15 protein-coding genes are annotated in these 14,620 nt (G+C 64.3%); 8 read left to right on the top strand and 7 right to left on the bottom strand.

Going from position 1 to position 14,620, the window contains the following annotated elements; genetic code table 11:
- Window positions 1-10 precede the first annotated feature (10 nt).
- Window positions 11-931: a LysR family transcriptional regulator gene (locus GGQ99_RS24150; RefSeq protein ID WP_108606995.1), complete on the bottom strand. Its 921-nt coding sequence runs from the start codon at window positions 929-931 to the stop codon at window positions 11-13.
- Between the two features lie 148 nt (window positions 932-1,079).
- Here GGQ99_RS24150 and GGQ99_RS24145 point away from each other — a divergent pair, with 148 nt between their 5' ends.
- The 4 genes from GGQ99_RS24145 to GGQ99_RS24130 all read left to right on the top strand — a co-directional run bounded on the left by GGQ99_RS24145 (window position 1,080) and on the right by GGQ99_RS24130 (window position 5,637).
- Window positions 1,080-2,300 (top strand): urate hydroxylase PuuD, encoded by a 1,221-nt coding sequence (locus GGQ99_RS24145; RefSeq protein ID WP_183264505.1) that lies wholly within the window; start codon window positions 1,080-1,082, stop codon window positions 2,298-2,300.
- A 169-nt stretch (window positions 2,301-2,469) separates the two neighbouring features.
- Entirely contained in the window at window positions 2,470-3,789 is a 1,320-nt protein-coding gene (gene guaD, locus GGQ99_RS24140; protein WP_183264504.1) for a guanine deaminase, read from the top strand.
- Window positions 3,790-3,846: 57 nt separating this feature from the next.
- A complete protein-coding gene (locus GGQ99_RS24135; protein ID WP_183264503.1) occupies window positions 3,847-4,353 on the top strand; it encodes a heme-degrading domain-containing protein in 507 nt (168 codons plus the stop codon).
- Between the two features lie 18 nt (window positions 4,354-4,371).
- Window positions 4,372-5,637: a glycerate kinase type-2 family protein gene (locus GGQ99_RS24130; protein WP_183264502.1), complete on the top strand. Its 1,266-nt coding sequence runs from the start codon at window positions 4,372-4,374 to the stop codon at window positions 5,635-5,637.
- Window position 5,638: 1 nt separating this feature from the next.
- Here GGQ99_RS24130 and GGQ99_RS24125 read toward each other — a convergent pair whose 3' ends face one another.
- Complete coding sequence (locus GGQ99_RS24125) at window positions 5,639-7,099, bottom strand: UdgX family uracil-DNA binding protein (protein WP_183264501.1); 1,461 nt, start codon at window positions 7,097-7,099, stop codon at window positions 5,639-5,641.
- Window positions 7,099-8,334, bottom strand: coding sequence for a putative DNA modification/repair radical SAM protein (locus GGQ99_RS24120; RefSeq protein WP_183264500.1), 1,236 nt, complete (start codon window positions 8,332-8,334; stop codon window positions 7,099-7,101). Before GGQ99_RS24120 ends, GGQ99_RS24125 begins: the two co-directional genes overlap by 1 nt.
- A 196-nt stretch (window positions 8,335-8,530) precedes the next feature.
- Between GGQ99_RS24120 and GGQ99_RS24115 the strand changes: the two genes are divergently transcribed.
- Both GGQ99_RS24115 and GGQ99_RS24110 read left to right on the top strand, forming a co-directional pair.
- Window positions 8,531-8,818 carry a type II toxin-antitoxin system RelE/ParE family toxin gene (locus tag GGQ99_RS24115; protein ID WP_183264499.1) on the top strand — a complete coding sequence of 96 codons (288 nt, stop codon included), beginning with the start codon at window positions 8,531-8,533 and terminating at the stop codon, window positions 8,816-8,818.
- A gap of 2 nt (window positions 8,819-8,820) precedes the next feature.
- Entirely contained in the window at window positions 8,821-9,114 is a 294-nt protein-coding gene (locus tag GGQ99_RS24110; protein ID WP_183264498.1) for an addiction module antidote protein, read from the top strand.
- Between the two features lie 17 nt (window positions 9,115-9,131).
- On the opposite strand, the gene GGQ99_RS24105 is transcribed toward GGQ99_RS24110, so the two are convergent.
- The gene (locus GGQ99_RS24105) at window positions 9,132-10,520 is read right to left on the bottom strand and encodes a glutamine synthetase family protein (RefSeq protein ID WP_183264497.1); all 1,389 of its coding nucleotides are present in this window, start codon (window positions 10,518-10,520) and stop codon (window positions 9,132-9,134) included.
- Window positions 10,521-10,550: 30 nt separating this feature from the next.
- Window positions 10,551-11,936, bottom strand: coding sequence for an aspartate aminotransferase family protein (locus GGQ99_RS24100; RefSeq protein WP_425486857.1), 1,386 nt, complete (start codon window positions 11,934-11,936; stop codon window positions 10,551-10,553).
- Between the two features lie 152 nt (window positions 11,937-12,088).
- Between GGQ99_RS24100 and GGQ99_RS24095 the strand changes: the two genes are divergently transcribed.
- Window positions 12,089-12,541: a hypothetical protein gene (locus GGQ99_RS24095; RefSeq protein WP_159091616.1), complete on the top strand. Its 453-nt coding sequence runs from the start codon at window positions 12,089-12,091 to the stop codon at window positions 12,539-12,541.
- A gap of 23 nt (window positions 12,542-12,564) precedes the next feature.
- Here GGQ99_RS24095 and GGQ99_RS24090 read toward each other — a convergent pair whose 3' ends face one another.
- Window positions 12,565-12,996 (bottom strand): MarR family winged helix-turn-helix transcriptional regulator, encoded by a 432-nt coding sequence (locus GGQ99_RS24090; protein ID WP_108609743.1) that lies wholly within the window; start codon window positions 12,994-12,996, stop codon window positions 12,565-12,567.
- A 73-nt stretch (window positions 12,997-13,069) separates the two neighbouring features.
- Here GGQ99_RS24090 and GGQ99_RS24085 point away from each other — a divergent pair, with 73 nt between their 5' ends.
- Window positions 13,070-13,522, top strand: coding sequence for a hypothetical protein (locus GGQ99_RS24085; protein WP_183264495.1), 453 nt, complete (start codon window positions 13,070-13,072; stop codon window positions 13,520-13,522).
- A 61-nt stretch (window positions 13,523-13,583) separates the two neighbouring features.
- On the opposite strand, the gene GGQ99_RS24080 is transcribed toward GGQ99_RS24085, so the two are convergent.
- On the bottom strand, window positions 13,584-14,558 hold the full coding sequence (locus GGQ99_RS24080; protein WP_108607004.1) for a WD40 repeat domain-containing protein: 975 nt from the start codon (window positions 14,556-14,558) through the stop codon (window positions 13,584-13,586).
- Window positions 14,559-14,620: the final 62 nt, after the last annotated feature.

Below are 14,620 nucleotides of genomic sequence, written 5' to 3'. Positions count from 1 at the left end.
CGCGACCGTCCTACTTGTGGGCGAGGATGTCCTTGATCAGCTTGTGGCAGCGGTCGGCCATGAAGTCGAGCAGCAGCCGGACCTTCGGGTCCTGCAGCTTCTTGTGGGGATAGACGGCGGCAAACTGGACAGGCGTCGGCGGTGTCTGCGGCAGGATGATCTTCAGCCGCTGGTCGCGGATGAAGGGCTCGACCTCGAAGCGCGGCTTATTGATGATGCCGCGCCCGGCCAGGGCCCAGCCGGTCAGAACGTCGCCGTCGTCGGAATCGAACGGGCCATGGACCTCGAACTTGGTCGGTCCTGCCGCGGTCTCCAGCATCCAGTAGAACTCGCGTGAGCCGGGATAACGCAGCATCAGGCAGTCGTGCTTCTTGCCGATCAGGTCGTTGGCGCTTTCGGGCTCGCCGCGCTTTTCGAGATATTTCGGGGCAGCGACCAGAACCCGCTCGCATTCCATGATGCCGCGCATGCGGAGGCTGGAATCCTCGATCACCCCAAGCCGGAAAGCGACGTCGATGCCTTCCTTGAGGATGTCGACATTGTGGTCCGACAGACGCAGCCGGACCTCGATGTCGGGGTATTTGTCATGGAATTCGGGAATGCCCGAAGCGACAAGCCGACGGCCAAGGCCGAGCGGGGCAGTAACGCGGATGGTGCCGCGTGGCTGGCCGGAAAGTGCCGAGACCGCGGCTTCAGCCTCGGTGATCGCCTCCAGAACCTGCTTGGCGCCGGAATAGAAGACGTTGCCATGCTCGGTCGGCATCAACTGGCGCGTGGTGCGGTTGAAAAGCCTGACGCCGAGGTGCTTTTCCAGTTCCTTGATGCGGTTGGAGGCGACGGCAGGCGAAATGCGCATGTCGCGGCCCGCGGCAGAAAGATTGCCGAGTTCCACGACGCGAACGAAAACGGCGATGTTGTCGAGATAAGCCATGCGATGCCGTGGGTTCCATAGCCGGCTTATGCCGTGCCGCGATACGGTAGTATTTTCCAGATTTTTTTGAAAGTCATCGCGAATCCTTTCACTTCCCCCGTGCATTTGGCATCGTAAGATTGCTGCTGCTGCGGAAAAGGGACGGCGGATGTACGACTTGGCATTTTTCATGGACTGGGCAAGCTTCGCCGTGCGGTGGCTGCATGTCGTCACCGCGATGGCCTGGATAGGCTCATCGTTCTATTTCATCGCCCTCGATCTCGGGCTGAGGAAGCATGACGGACTGCCGGTCGGCGCCCATGGCGAAGAATGGCAGGTCCATGGCGGCGGCTTCTACCACATCCAGAAATACCTGGTGGCGCCGGCGCAGATGCCGGAGCACCTGACCTGGTTCAAGTGGGAATCCTATGCCACCTGGCTGTCTGGCTTCGCGCTGCTCTGGATCGTCTACTATGGCGGTGCCGAGCTGTTCCTGATCGACCGCAATGTGCTCGACGTGTCGGCGCCGGTGGCTATCGCCATTTCGCTCGCCTCGATCGGCCTTGGCTGGGTGGTCTACGACCTCTTGTGCAAGTCCAAGCTCGGCGATCACGACACGCTGCTGATGATCGTGCTCTATGTCGTCGTGGTGTTCATGAGCTGGGGCTACACGCAGCTGTTCACCGGCCGCGCGGCCTTCCTGCATCTCGGCGCCTTCACCGCGACGATCATGTCGGCCAACGTCTTCATGACCATCATCCCGAACCAGAAGATCGTCGTCGCCGACCTCATTGCCGGCCGCAAACCCGATCCGAAATACGGCAAGATCGCCAAGACGCGCTCGACGCACAACAACTACCTGACCCTGCCGGTCGTGTTCCTGATGCTGTCGAATCACTATCCGCTGGCGTTCGGCACCGAGTTCAACTGGGTCATCGCCTCGCTGATCTTCATCATCGGCGTGCTGATCCGCCACTACTTCAACACCATCCACAAGCGCGAGGGCAATCCGCACTGGACCTGGTTCGTCGCCGGCCTGCTGTTCATCGTCATCATGTGGCTGTCGACCGTGCCGAAGGTGCTGACCGGCGAGGACAAGAACGCTTCCGTCACCACCCAGCCCTATATCGCGGCGGCGCAGTTCCCCAAGGTGCGCGATACCGTGCTCGGCCGCTGCGCCATGTGCCATGCCAATGAGCCATCCTACGAAGGCGTCTACTACGCGCCCAAGGGCGTGGTGCTGGAGACCGACAATTCGATCGCCGAGCATGCCCGCGAGATCTACCTGCAGGCCGGCCGCAGCCACGCCATGCCGCCCGCCAACGTCACCCAGATCACGCCGGAAGAGCGGGCGTTGCTGGTCGCCTGGTACGAGCAGGCGCGGAAGTAGCGCCTGGCGCATGATCCCGAAAAACGGAACCCGGTTTTCGGGTAGGATCATGCTCCAGCAATAAGACCGCGATACGCAGATTGCAGGTTCAGGGCGCGTCATCGCGCCCATTTCGACGCGCGGCGACAGCCGCGGTTTCGCCACGCCAGAAAGCTTGTAGAGTCCGATCATGACCACCACACTTCTTCGCGGCCGTACCTTGTCCTTCCTGCGCTGGCCCGACAGCGCCGACGACCATGCGTCCTATGCCTATGAGGAAGACGGTGGGGTGCTGATGCGCGACGGCAAGATCGCCGCTGTCGGCGCCTATGCCCAGGTCGCGGCCCAGGCCGGCGGCGACGTCAAGGTCATCGACCATCGGCCGCACCTGATCCTGCCCGGCTTCATCGACGCCCATGTCCACATCCCGCAGATGCAGATCATCGCCGCCTATGGCGCCGAGCTACTGGAATGGCTGAACAAGTACACGTTCCCCGAGGAAACACGCTTTATCGATGCCCAGCACGGCCGCCGTATCGCGCGGCTGTTCCTTGACGAGATGGTGCGCCACGGCACGACGACGGTCGCTGCCTATTGCTCCGTGCACAAGCAGTCGGCCGAGGCGTTCTTCGCCGAATCGCACGACCGCAACATGCTCAACATCGCCGGCAAGGTGATGATGGACCGCAACGCGCCGGATGGCGTGCTGGACACGCCGCAGGCGAGCTATGACGACACCAAGGCGCTGATTGCCGAGTGGCACGGCAAGGGCCGCCAGCATTATGCCATCACGCCGCGCTTCGCCATCACGTCGACGCCCGAGCAGATGGAGATGGCCAGCCAGCTGGCGCGCGAGCATCCAGACCTGCACATCCAGACGCACCTATCGGAAAACCACGCCGAGATCGCCTTCACCCAGGAGCTCTATCCCTGGTCGCGCGACTACACCGACGTCTACGAACACTACGGCCTGCTCGGCAAACGCACGCTGCTCGGCCACTGCATCCATCTCGGCGAGCGCGAATCCGACTCGATTTCCGACCATGGCTCGATCGCGGTGTTCTGCCCGACCTCCAACCTGTTCCTCGGCTCGGGCCTGTTCGACTACCAGCGCTATCGCAAGCGCGACAAGCCGCTGCGCATCGCTACCGCAACCGACGTCGGCGGCGGTACCAACTATTCGATGCTGCGCACGATGGACGAGGCCTACAAGGTCATCGCCCTCAATGGCGAGAAGCTCAACCCGCTGGCCTCCTACTGGCAGCTGACGCGCGGCAATGCCGAATCGCTGTCGATTTCGGACAAGGTGGGTACCCTCGAAGTCGGCACCGACGCCGACATCGTGGTGCTCAATGCGCGCGCCACGCCGGGCATGCGGCTGAGGATGGAACGCACCGGCACACTGGCCGAAGAGCTGTTCCTGCTGCAAACGCTGGGCGATGACCGCGCCGTGGTGGAGGTTTATGTCGCGGGCAAAGCCGCCAAGACGACGATGGATCAAGCCGCCTGACCTTGCGTCCTCCGCCTGTGTCTGCCATGTGAGCCGTGTCTGATGGAGGAACGGACGATGGCAGCAGCCGAGGATCTGGACAAGATCGCCGAGCAGGAGGACCGACTGGTCTTCGAGCGCTTCGACGAGGCCGTGGCGTTCGACATCGGCGCGGCCATCCGGGCGCGCGGCCTGTCGGAAAACTTCCCCATCATCGTCGACATCCGCCTGTGGGACCGCGCACTGTTCTACTGCGCGCTGCCCGGCTCGACGGTCAACAATACCGAATGGGCGCGGCGCAAGATCAACGTCGTCAGGACCTTCCACCGCAGCAGCTATCGCATGGTGCTGCAAAAGTCGCGGACGGACCGCACCTTTCCCGTCGGCGATGCGCTGCCGATCGACGACTATGTGCTGGCCGGCGGCGGCTTTCCGATCCGCGTCAAAGGCGTTGGCGTCGTCGGTGCCATTGCCGTTTCGGGCCTGCCCGAGCGTCAGGATCATGAGGTGGTGGTCGCGGCACTCTGCGCCCACCTTGGCATCCCCGGCGACGAGCTTGCCTTGTCCCCCGTTTCGAGCAGCTGAGAGAGTTTGAGCGTACCGATGGCCATGACCGACCCGAAGCAGTTTCTCACCAGCATTTTCGAGGCCGCTGTCGCGGCCGCCGACGCGGAACTCACCATCCGCCGCCACTTACCGGAAAAGCCCAAGGGCCGCACCATCGTCATCGGCGCCGGCAAGGGCTCGGCGCAAATGGCCGCCGCTTTCGAAAAGGCATGGGACGGCCCGCTGGAAGGTGTCGTCGTCACGCGCTACGGATTTGCGGCACTCTGCAAGCGCATCAAGATCATCGAGGCTTCGCATCCGGTACCCGATGCCAACGGCCTTGAGGCCGCCAAGCTCCTTCTAGAGACGGTCTCGGGCCTGTCCGAGGACGACCTCGTCGTGGCCCTGGTCTCCGGTGGCGGTTCGGCGCTGCTGCCATCGCCGGCAGGCAGCCTGACGCTTGCCGACGAGATTGCCGTCAACGAGGCGCTGCTTGCCTCGGGCGCGCCGATCTCGGCGATGAACACCATCCGCAAGCACATCTCCGGCATCAAGGGCGGCAGGCTCGCCGCCGCAGCCTATCCGGCGCGCGTGGTCTCGCTGGTGGTGTCGGACATCCCAGGCGACAACCCGGCGCTGGTTGCATCGGGGCCGACGGTGCCCGACGAGGCCTCGCGCGCCGACGCGCTCAGGATGATCGAGACCTACAGGATCGCGCTGCCGGCCAACGTCATGGCCCACATCAACTCGGCAGCCGCCGACGCTCCCCAGCCTTCCGATCCGCGCTTTGCCCGCAACGAGGTGCATGTCATCGCCTCGGCCGCCGTGTCGCTCGACGCGGCCGCCGCAGCGGCCCGCAAGCTCGGGGTCGAAACGGTGATCCTGTCCGACGCGATCGAAGGCGAGGCGCGCGAAGTAGGTGGCGTGCATGCCGCGATCGCCCGCGAGGTCGCCGTGCGCAACCGTCCGTTCCGAAAGCCGGTGCTGATCCTGTCGGGCGGCGAGACCACGGTCACGCTGCGCGCAAAAGGCAAGGGCGGCCGCAACAGCGAATTCCTGCTCGCCTTCGCCATCGGCATTGACGGGCTCCAGGGCATCGACGCGCTGGCCGCCGATACCGACGGCATCGACGGCTCGGAAGACAATGCCGGTGCCTTCGCCGACGGCTCGACCGTGGCGCGGATGCACGGTGAAGGCGTCGATGCCAAGGCGATGCTCGCCGGCAACAACGCCTGGACGGCGTTCAACGCGGTGGGCGATCTTTTTGTCCCCGGGCCGACCGGCACAAACGTCAACGATCTCAGGGCGATCCTGGTCAGATAGATCAGGCAGCCATCATCGCGCGCACCGTCCTGATGTCCTCGGCAAAGCGGGCACGCTCCGCCGCGGCTTGTTCCGCTTCGCGGATGCGCAGGATGTAGGAAGGGTGGATCGTCAGGAATACGGCGAGGCCGTCGCCACGGCTGATGGTCTGGCCACGCTGTTTAGTGATCGCCACCGGTGCCTGCAGCAGTGACTGGGCCGCGGTGGCGCCGAGCGCCACCACCAGTCGAGGTTTCAGCAGCTTGAGTTCCTGCGCCAGCCACCAGCGACAGGCCTGCACCTCGCCGGCATTCGGCCTGCTGTGGATGCGGCGCTTGCCGCGCGGTTCGAACTTGAAGTGCTTGACGGCATTGGTGACGTAAACCGCCGTGCGGTCGATGCCGGTTTCCTGAAGTACCGCGTCGAAGATCTTGCCGGCGGGGCCGACGAAGGGCCGGCCTTGAAGATCTTCCTGGTCGCCGGGCTGCTCGCCGACAAACACCAGTTCGGTATCGTCGGGGCCTTCGCCGAAAACCGTCTGGGTCGCTTCGCTCCACAGCGGGCAGCGCCGGCACTGGCTCGCCTGCTGGCGCAGGGCGTCGATGGATTGAGCCTCAGTCTCCGTCGGTACTTCCGCAGCCGGCCAATGCCTGGCCTGTATCGCCTGGTGATGCGGAGCTGGCATCGTCGGCATCCTCGCGATCATCTCCCTGGCGGCCTGGTCGGCGCCGGCTACCAAGCCGGGAATGAGCGAGGCCTCGGGAAGGTTCCGCCAGTATTTCTTCGGCATCTCCGATTGCATCGCCTTCACCTTGAGGCGGGCGGGATTGAAGATGCTGGCGAAATAGGTCCGCCACATATCTTCCGATTGGTCTGCGGCGGGGGCATCGTCCTTTGATGCGCCGGGTCCAAGCGCCAACCTTTCGCGATTCCATTCTGCCGAAGCATGCGGCGTGAGGATTGCCCAGAGCATGCCGGTGAAGCGGCGCACGAAGAACGAGGAGGCACGTTCGAGGATGAAGTGGTCGGGCTCGAACCAGGCTACGAAGCGCTCACTATTGCCGTCGCCGATCTTCCGGAAGCGGACGAAGGCATGCATCTTGTGCTCGTCGCGCCGAACCGATTTCTCCATCGCCTCGAAGCGGCGCACGTCGGGGTCCGAGGCGATCCGGAGCAAATGCGGTTCCTGGCGCTGCCGCCACAGCAGGTGATAGAGCAGGGCGAAGCGCTCACTGTGGCTGTGGCAGGCGACGGCTGCCGCGCGGTCGATGAAGTCCTTGGCAACCCGCAGTTCCACGCCCACGGGCGCTGGTGGTAAGTCCCTGCCGGTACCTCCCGCGTCGCCGATATGCCACTCGATGTCCTCGGGCTTCACCTCGTTGAGGGCCAGCCGGCGCGCCGCATCGCGCCAGCCGTCGAAATCTGTCGGACTGGCGAGGCGTACGCTGTGGGCGGCGAGCGCGAATGCGGGCTGGATGGCCATCAGAACAGCGCCAGTTGCCGGGGTTGTGGCGCCACCGTCTCGCGCAGGCGCGAGGCATCGGTCGACGCACCAGGCGACCAGCCTTCGGCGACGATGAACGGACGGACCTTGGCGATGGACTGGCAAAGCCTGCCGATGTCCTCGAGGCGCAGTCGCCGGAAGCGGCGTGTCTCTAGGATACGCTTGACCACCCGCGTGCCGAGCCCGGGAATGCGCAGCAGCGTCTCCCTTTCGGCTCGGTTGACGTCGACCGGAAACAAAGCGCGGTTACGAAGGGCCCAGGCGAGCTTGGGGTCGATTTCCAGGTCGAGCATGCCGTCCGTCGTGCCGTCGAGAATCTCGCCTTGGTCGAAGCCGTAAAAGCGCATCAGCCAGTCGGCCTGGTAGAGCCGGTGTTCGCGCATCAGCGGCGGCCTTTTCAGCGGCAGCGCCGACGAGGCATCGGGGATCGGGCTGAAGGCCGAGTAATAGACGCGGCGCAGCTGGTAGCTGCCATAGAGCCGGGCGCTGGTCTTGAGGATGCCGGCGTCGGGCGTGGCGTCAGCGCCGATGATCATCTGGGTCGACTGGCCACCGGGTGCGAACCGTTCGCGTTTCTTGGTTCTCAGCGTCGGTTCCGCCTTTTCCTCGATCTTCGAGCGCAACCTGGCCATCGAGACACGAATCGTCTCGGGCCGCTTCTCCGGCGCCAGTCGTTTCACGCCCTCGTCGGTCGGCAGCTCGACATTGATCGACAGGCGATCGGCATAGAGGCCGGCCTTCTCGACCAGCTCGGCAGAGGCTTCCGGGATCGTCTTGAGATGGATGTAACCGCCGAACTTCTCGTCGAGCCTAAGCCGCCTGGCCACCTCTACCATCTCGCCCATCGTCTCGTCGGGCGAGCGGATGACGCCGGAGGACAGGAACAGCCCCTCGATGTAGTTGCGCTTGTAGAAGTCCATGGTCAGCCGCACGACCTCGTCGACCGTGAAGCGGGCGCGGCGGACATTGGAGGACGAGCGGTTGATGCAATAGCTGCAGTCGTAGATGCAGAAATTGGTCAGCAGGATCTTGAGCAGCGAGATGCAGCGGCCGTCGGGCGCATAGGAGTGGCAGATGCCCATGCCTTCGGTCGAGCCGATGCCGCGCGACGCCAGCGAGTCGCGCCCGCCGGCGCCCGACGAGGCGCAGGAGGCGTCGTATTTCGCTGCGTCGGAGAGGATCGCGAGTTTCTCGTGGGTGGAAAGAATGGGCATCCGTTCATGGTATGTTCTTTCGACCGATAAGGCCAGAGTCTTTGCTGCAGGGCAGCGAAATGTGATTGGAACATAAGATCAGCAAAGCTCGATCTTGGCGTGGCAAAACTGTCTAGCGGCTTGAAGGCGATCAGCGCTGTGAACGATAGTTTACATCAGCATTGACTCCCAGGCGACTGTGAATTATAGTTCACGCATGTTCGAGGTCCGTCAGACCGACACATTCCGAGACTGGATTGATGGGCTTCGGGACTTGGCGGACCGGCGCAAGGTCGCCCAACGCGTGGTTCGGCTCGAGGCCGGTCTGTTTGGCGATGTCAAATTCTTCGATGGCATCGGCGAACTGCGCGTGAACTTCGGTCCCGGCTATCGGGTCTATTTCGTGCAGAGCGGAAGGATACTGATTATTCTGCTATGTGGCGGCGACAAATCCAACCAGGCGCGCGACATCAAGCGCGCTTTGGAACTGGCCAAGGAGGTTTGAGTATGGCCCTTAAGACCACTCCATTCGACGCGGCATCCTATCTCGACACGCCTGAAGCGCAGGCTGAGTTGCTTTCCGATGCTTTTGAGACTGGTGACGCGGCTTACATTGCGCACGCACTTGGTGTGGTGGCCCGTGCTCGTGGCATGAGCCAAGTTGCAAAGGATGCCGGAGTAACGCGTGAAGGCCTTTACAAAGCCCTCAGCGCCCACGGTGACCCGCGACTGACGACGCTGCTCGGCGTCGTCAGGAGTCTCGGTCTGACCGTGACGATACAGCCGGCGCCAAAGTCCTAGCCGGCTGCTATCCGCCCTCAAACCTCGTGCAAATAGAGGTGGTAGTCCAACTCGCTCACCGTGCGGGCAACGCGCAGGTACTCGGCTTCCTTGATTGCCGTGAAGGTGCGGTGCAGGTCGTGGCCGAGCGCTTCGCGCAGGAACTCCGAGCGCTTCGCCGCCTCGATCGCGGTGCGCCAGTCCGGCGGCATCACGCTTTCGCTGCCTTCGGCCTGCTCATAGCCATTGCCTGACGTCTCGGGGCCGGGGTCGAGCTGTTCTTCCAAGCCCTTGGAGATGCCGGCGAGGATGGTTGCTGCGACCAGATACGGATTGGCGTCGACACCCGAGGGGCGGTGTTCGATGCGGCGGTTCCTGGCGTCGCCCGCAGGCACGCGCAGCGCCACCGAGCGGTTGTTGACGCCCCAGGTCGGCGCCACCGGCGCGTAGGACTGCGACACGAAGCGGCGCCAGGAGTTGGCGTGCGGGGCAAACACCAGCATCGACTCCGCCATGGTGTCGGCGAGGCCGCCGAGCGCGTGCAGCAGCTTCGGCTGCCATTCGCCTTCCTTGGCTTCGGTGAATACGTTGGTGCCGTTGCTGTCGAGCAGCGAGGCGTGGAAATGCATGCCAGAGCCGGCATATTTCTCGATCGGCTTGGCCATGAAGCATGCGGTCACGCCGTGGCGGCGCGCCTGCATGCGGACGATGCGCTTCAGCATGATCAGGTCGTCGGCGGCCTGCATCACGTCCTTGCGGTAGCGCAAGGTGAGTTCGTATTGGCCCGGCGCGTATTCCGAAATGACGGTTTCCGCCGGAATGCCCTGCAGCTTGGCCGCGGCATAGATGTCGGAGAACAGCGGCTCCATGCCGTGCAGATGGTCGACCGAATAGACCTCGGTCTTGCCCGAGGCGCGGCCATCGAGCACGGCGCGTGCCGGCTGGACCTTGCCGTCCCCGTCGCGTTCGTTGGACAGCAGGAAGAACTCGAGCTCGAAGGCACCGGCCGGATGCAGGCCCTTTGCTGCCAGCTTGTCGACCTGGCGCTGCAGCACGAGCCTGGGGTCCGAGGTCATCGGCGCGCCGTCGAGATGGTACATCGACATCAGCAACTGGCCGCGCGCAGGGCTCGTGCCATGCATCGGCTTCAGCGTGCCCGGGATCGGCCACGCCCTGAGGTCGCCGTCGCCGGAATCCCAGATCAGCCCGGTTTCGTGCACGTCCTCGCCGGTGATGTCGAGGCCAAGGATCGAGATCGGCAGGTGCCGCCCGCCTTCGTAGAGCCCCATCAACTCGTGGCGGCGGATGATCTTGCCGCGGCCGACGCCATTGGCGTCGGTCAGCACGATGTCGAAGGCTTCTATGTCGGGATTGGCGTCGAGGAAGGCCCTGGCCTCGTCGATGCTCGAGCCGGAAGGAGATGTCATGATCTTACTCAATTGTCCTGATGCCTTGTCTCATGCGGCAAGCGTGGCGGCAATATCGCCGAAAGCCGCAACCAGCCTGTCGACCTGACGTGCCGTGGTGACCGGCGAGACCAGCATCATGTTGTGGAACGGCGCGATTAGCACGCCGCGATTGACCAACGCCACATGCATGGCGGCTTCGAGCCGCGAGGCGTGCGCATGCTCGGCCTCACCGCCATTGCGCAGCGGGCCGGGAGCGCAGATGAACTCGACACGGGCGCCGACGCGCATCACGTGCCAAGGCAGCTTGTGTTTTCGGATGGCCTTGTCGAGGCCGGTGGCCAGCCGTTCAGCCAGCTTCTCCATGTGGGCGTAGTTGGCCTCGGTCATGACCTCTTCGAGCGTGGCGCGCATCGCCGCGAACTGCAGGGGATTGGCCGACAGCGTCGTGCCCATGCCGGAATAGCCCGGCTGCTTGGTGCTGTTGTAGGCAGCGTAGCGGGCCGCGACCTGCTCGCTCATGCCCCAGACGCTCGCCGGCACGCCGCCGGCGACGGGCTTGCCGAGCACGAACAGGTCGGGGTCGAGGTTGTGTTTCCTGGTGTAGCCGCCCGGGCCGGTCGAGATGGTGTGGGTCTCGTCGATGAGCAGCAGCGTGCCGGCCTTGCGGGTCAGCGTCCGCACGCCTTCGAGGAAGCCCGGTTCGGGCAGCACCATGCAGGAGTTGGTCAGCACCGGCTCTGATATGACGCAGGCGACGTCGCCATGGCTCAGCGCCTTCTCCAGGGCCGGCAGGTCGTTGAACTCGACGATACGGGTGCGGGCGGTGAGGTCGCGGAATTCGCCCGCGAGGCCGGGGCGGTTGATCGGCTTGCCGCTGTCCATCCGCACCATCGTCTCGTCGACGGCGCCATGGTAGCAGCCGTTGAACACCAGGATCTTGTCGCGGCCGGTGACGGCGCGGGCGACGCGCAGGGCGAAGCGGTTGGCGTCGGTGGCCGTGGTGGCGATCTGCCAGTGCGGCAGACCGAAGCGCTCGGCGAGCAGCAGGCCGAGCGTCAGCGAATCCTCCGACGGCAGCATGTAGGTCAGGCCGCGGCTCGCCTGGCGGCGGATGGCGCGGGCGACCGGGGCAGGGGAGTGGCCGAACATCGAGCCGGTGTCGCCAAGGCAGAAATCTGCCAGCCTGTTGCCGTCTACATCGGTGATGGTAGCACCGCTCGCCTTGTCGACGAGAATCGGGAAGGGCGTCGGCCAGTCCTTCATCCAGTGCATCGGGACGCCGCCGAAGAAGCCCGCCACGCCGTTGCCGAGGGAGGCTTGCGATTTCGGCCGCGCCCTGATGAAGATTTCGGCCTCGGCGGCAGCAAGCTCCGATATGCGCGAAAGTGCTACGCAGCCTTCGGTGGCATCAGGTCGTTCGATGCGGTTCATCATGGCTCCCATTGGAAAGACGGGCGCCACTCTAGCCAGAGCCGACGCGAAACGGCAATTGGCCGTGCGCACGGCGTCGATTGGCGCAGTCCCGCAGCCCTTGACCATCCCGGCGCATCGTCGATCATGACACTGTGCTTTGGGGGTGGATGCTGATGCGTGTTATGATGACGCTTATGTCGATCCTGCTTGCAGCGGGCCCGGCCGTTGCCTCTGGCGGGCTTTCATGCGGTGCCAAGGATGAGGCAGTGAAACTGACCATCGAGAGTGGCGTCACTCGCGGCATGGGCAGTCCGGTCTTCGATTTTCGCGGCCAGATCGAAATCGCCAACAAGGCGGTCGAGGCGGACCTGCGCAAGATCACCTTCGAGCGCGAGCACCTCGCGCAATACTGGCTCGACGGCGAAGAGCTGCGCATGGTGGTCTACCGCGAGCGCGTCGGCGACAAGCCGCACGGCTATGTCGAGGTGACGATCAGGACAAGGTCGGGCGACGAGGGTGACTATATCGGCCAGTATTCTGTCACCGTCTTCGACATGACGGGCGCTGCCGGCGGCGACGGCAAGACCTATAACTTCACCGGCCGCGCAACCTGCCTGGTCGAATAGGCCAGCGAAACGCCTCTCCCAAATCAACCCTTGTGCATGGCGGCGATGGCACGCCGCATCAGCGCCAGGAATGCCTGGCGTTCGCCTTCGGAGAAATCGGCGAGCGCTGTCTCGTTCTGCGCGCGGGCGGCCTGGGTTGCGGGATCACGCAGCGCTTTCGCCGTCGGCGTCAGGTGGATGGCCTGCGAGCGTCCATCGTCGGGGTTGGCGCGCCGCTCGATCAGCCCGTCGCGCTCCATCCTGGTCAACGTGTTGGCCATGGTGGCCTGCTCGACGTCGAGGCGCCGCACCAGTTCGCTCTGGGAAATCCCGTCCTCGTCCCAGAGCGCCAGCAGCGTCATGAACTGCGCCGGCGCCAGCCCGAGGGGCCGGATACGCTCATGCAGGCCCTTGGCGAACAGGCGCGCCATCTGGTTTGCGAGATAGCCGGCCGAGCGTTCTTTCTGGAAAGCCATGGTTGAGAGATAGCTGTTGAATAGCATGCTATGCAATGATATATAGCTTGCTATCCAAATCGGAGGCTCGACGATGAAAGCGAAGCTCCATGCGGCGGCCGGTGCGGTCGCCTTGCTTACGATCACCTGCTTCTGGATTGCCACGGCCGCGGCCGAACTCACCGGCAGCGCCGAAACCATAGCTGCGGTCAAGGCGGCCATACTTGCCGGGATGGTCGTGCTGATCCCGGCGATGATGGTCGCCGGCGCCTCGGGCTTCTCGCTCGGCAGGGGCTGGAAGAGCCCGGTGGTGCAGCAGAAGAAGCGCCGGATGCGCATCGTCGCCGCCAACGGCCTTCTGGTACTCCTGCCGTCGGCCTATGTGCTCGCCGGCTGGGCCGAAACTGGCCGATTCGATGCGGCCTTCTTCGCCGTCCAGGCGCTCGAACTGGCGGCCGGCGCCGTCAACATAACGCTCTTGTCGCTCAACATGCGCGACGGCCTGGCGCTGCGCCGCAAGCCGGCCAGGGCGGTACGCGCAGGCTGAATTTAGAGCGTTTGACGCAATTCCGGACGGAAAACCGCTTCACACTTTTCCTGGAATTGCTCTAGCCGGCGATGTCGATGACGCCGCAGTCGCCGGCGGCACTGCCGAAGGCGAGGCGGCGTTCGTCCTTGTCCCAGGCCATTGCCGTGATCGCGCCCTTGCCGGGGCGGCGCAACAGCACTTCCTTGGCATCGGCGAAACGCACAGCCATCACCATGCCGTCGTCGTAGCCGATGGCGACGATGTCCTCGCTCGGATGGCAGCAAACCGTCGTCACCATGGTGTTGCCGCGCGTGCCTAGCTCCAGCGGCGCCTTGCCCATCGGGCCGTCCTTGCCGGTGAACGGCCAGACGATGGCCGCGGGCGCGCCGGAACTCGCCAGCCACTTGCCCTTGGCGCTCCACGACAGGCTTTTCACCTTGGCGGGATAGCCGGTCATGCGCATGTGCTTGGCGTCGACCAGCTTCCAGCCATGCAGGGCGTTTTCCTGCATCGTGGTGACCAGGAAGGCGCCGTCGGGCGAAAAGGTGATGCCGGTATGCGCGCCGTCCCATTGCAACTCGGTCGGGGTGCCGTCGGCGGCGGGGAAATGCAGCGTCGCGCCATTGTAGCGGGCGACGCCGATGCGCATGCCCTTCGGTGAAAACGCGATGCCTTCGACCGAGCGCGGATGGGCGAATTCCTTGGTCTTGCCGTCGGCGAAGCGCACCCAGGCATTGCGGCCGCTGGCATAAGCGACGGCGCCCTGCGGTCCCGAGGCGACAGAGGTCACCCATTTCTTGCCGGCGCTGGCGAGTTCTTCAGCGGTGCCTGACGAGCTTAGCGACATCACCTTGCCGTCCTCGCCGCCAGTGATCAGCTGATCGTTGCCGGCGTTGGTCGTCGCCGACAGCAGGCCATCATGCAGCTTGATCGACTTCTGGCCGTGGTCGAGCCAGTGCACCATGCCCTCGGCGAGCGCGAAAAACGGAATGTTGTCGAGGAAGGCGGCTGCGATGCAATGGCCATCGAGATCAAGCGGCGCGACTGTGGGCATAGAGACTATTCCATTCGAGATTTATGCTGCCCTTACCCTTACCCTCTCCCCGTTTACGGGGA

Origin of the sequence: Aminobacter niigataensis (assembly GCF_014200015.1) — a bacterium.
In the GTDB taxonomy this organism is placed as follows: domain Bacteria; phylum Pseudomonadota; class Alphaproteobacteria; order Rhizobiales; family Rhizobiaceae; genus Aminobacter; species Aminobacter niigataensis.
This window is presented reverse-complemented; position numbering and strand designations above follow the sequence as displayed.

What these genes read in the sequence shown, in the direction of transcription:
- GGQ99_RS24090 (WP_108609743.1), bottom strand. Translation starts at nt 12,996, where the DNA reads ATGGCTTTCCAGAAAGAACGCTCGGCCGGCTATCTCGCAAACCAGATG.
- GGQ99_RS24145 (WP_183264505.1), top strand. Translation starts at nt 1,080, where the DNA reads ATGTACGACTTGGCATTTTTCATGGACTGGGCAAGCTTCGCCGTGCGG.
- guaD (WP_183264504.1), top strand. Translation starts at nt 2,470, where the DNA reads ATGACCACCACACTTCTTCGCGGCCGTACCTTGTCCTTCCTGCGCTGG.
- GGQ99_RS24125 (WP_183264501.1), bottom strand. Translation starts at nt 7,099, where the DNA reads ATGGCCATCCAGCCCGCATTCGCGCTCGCCGCCCACAGCGTACGCCTC.
- GGQ99_RS24080 (WP_108607004.1), bottom strand. Translation starts at nt 14,558, where the DNA reads ATGCCCACAGTCGCGCCGCTTGATCTCGATGGCCATTGCATCGCAGCC.
- GGQ99_RS24135 (WP_183264503.1), top strand. Translation starts at nt 3,847, where the DNA reads ATGGCAGCAGCCGAGGATCTGGACAAGATCGCCGAGCAGGAGGACCGA.
- GGQ99_RS24110 (WP_183264498.1), top strand. Translation starts at nt 8,821, where the DNA reads ATGGCCCTTAAGACCACTCCATTCGACGCGGCATCCTATCTCGACACG.
- GGQ99_RS24130 (WP_183264502.1), top strand. Translation starts at nt 4,372, where the DNA reads ATGGCCATGACCGACCCGAAGCAGTTTCTCACCAGCATTTTCGAGGCC.
- GGQ99_RS24150 (WP_108606995.1), bottom strand. Translation starts at nt 931, where the DNA reads ATGGCTTATCTCGACAACATCGCCGTTTTCGTTCGCGTCGTGGAACTC.
- GGQ99_RS24120 (WP_183264500.1), bottom strand. Translation starts at nt 8,334, where the DNA reads ATGCCCATTCTTTCCACCCACGAGAAACTCGCGATCCTCTCCGACGCA.
- GGQ99_RS24105 (WP_183264497.1), bottom strand. Translation starts at nt 10,520, where the DNA reads ATGACATCTCCTTCCGGCTCGAGCATCGACGAGGCCAGGGCCTTCCTC.
- GGQ99_RS24095 (WP_159091616.1), top strand. Translation starts at nt 12,089, where the DNA reads ATGCGTGTTATGATGACGCTTATGTCGATCCTGCTTGCAGCGGGCCCG.
- GGQ99_RS24085 (WP_183264495.1), top strand. Translation starts at nt 13,070, where the DNA reads ATGAAAGCGAAGCTCCATGCGGCGGCCGGTGCGGTCGCCTTGCTTACG.
- GGQ99_RS24100 (WP_425486857.1), bottom strand. Translation starts at nt 11,936, where the DNA reads ATGATGAACCGCATCGAACGACCTGATGCCACCGAAGGCTGCGTAGCA.
- GGQ99_RS24115 (WP_183264499.1), top strand. Translation starts at nt 8,531, where the DNA reads ATGTTCGAGGTCCGTCAGACCGACACATTCCGAGACTGGATTGATGGG.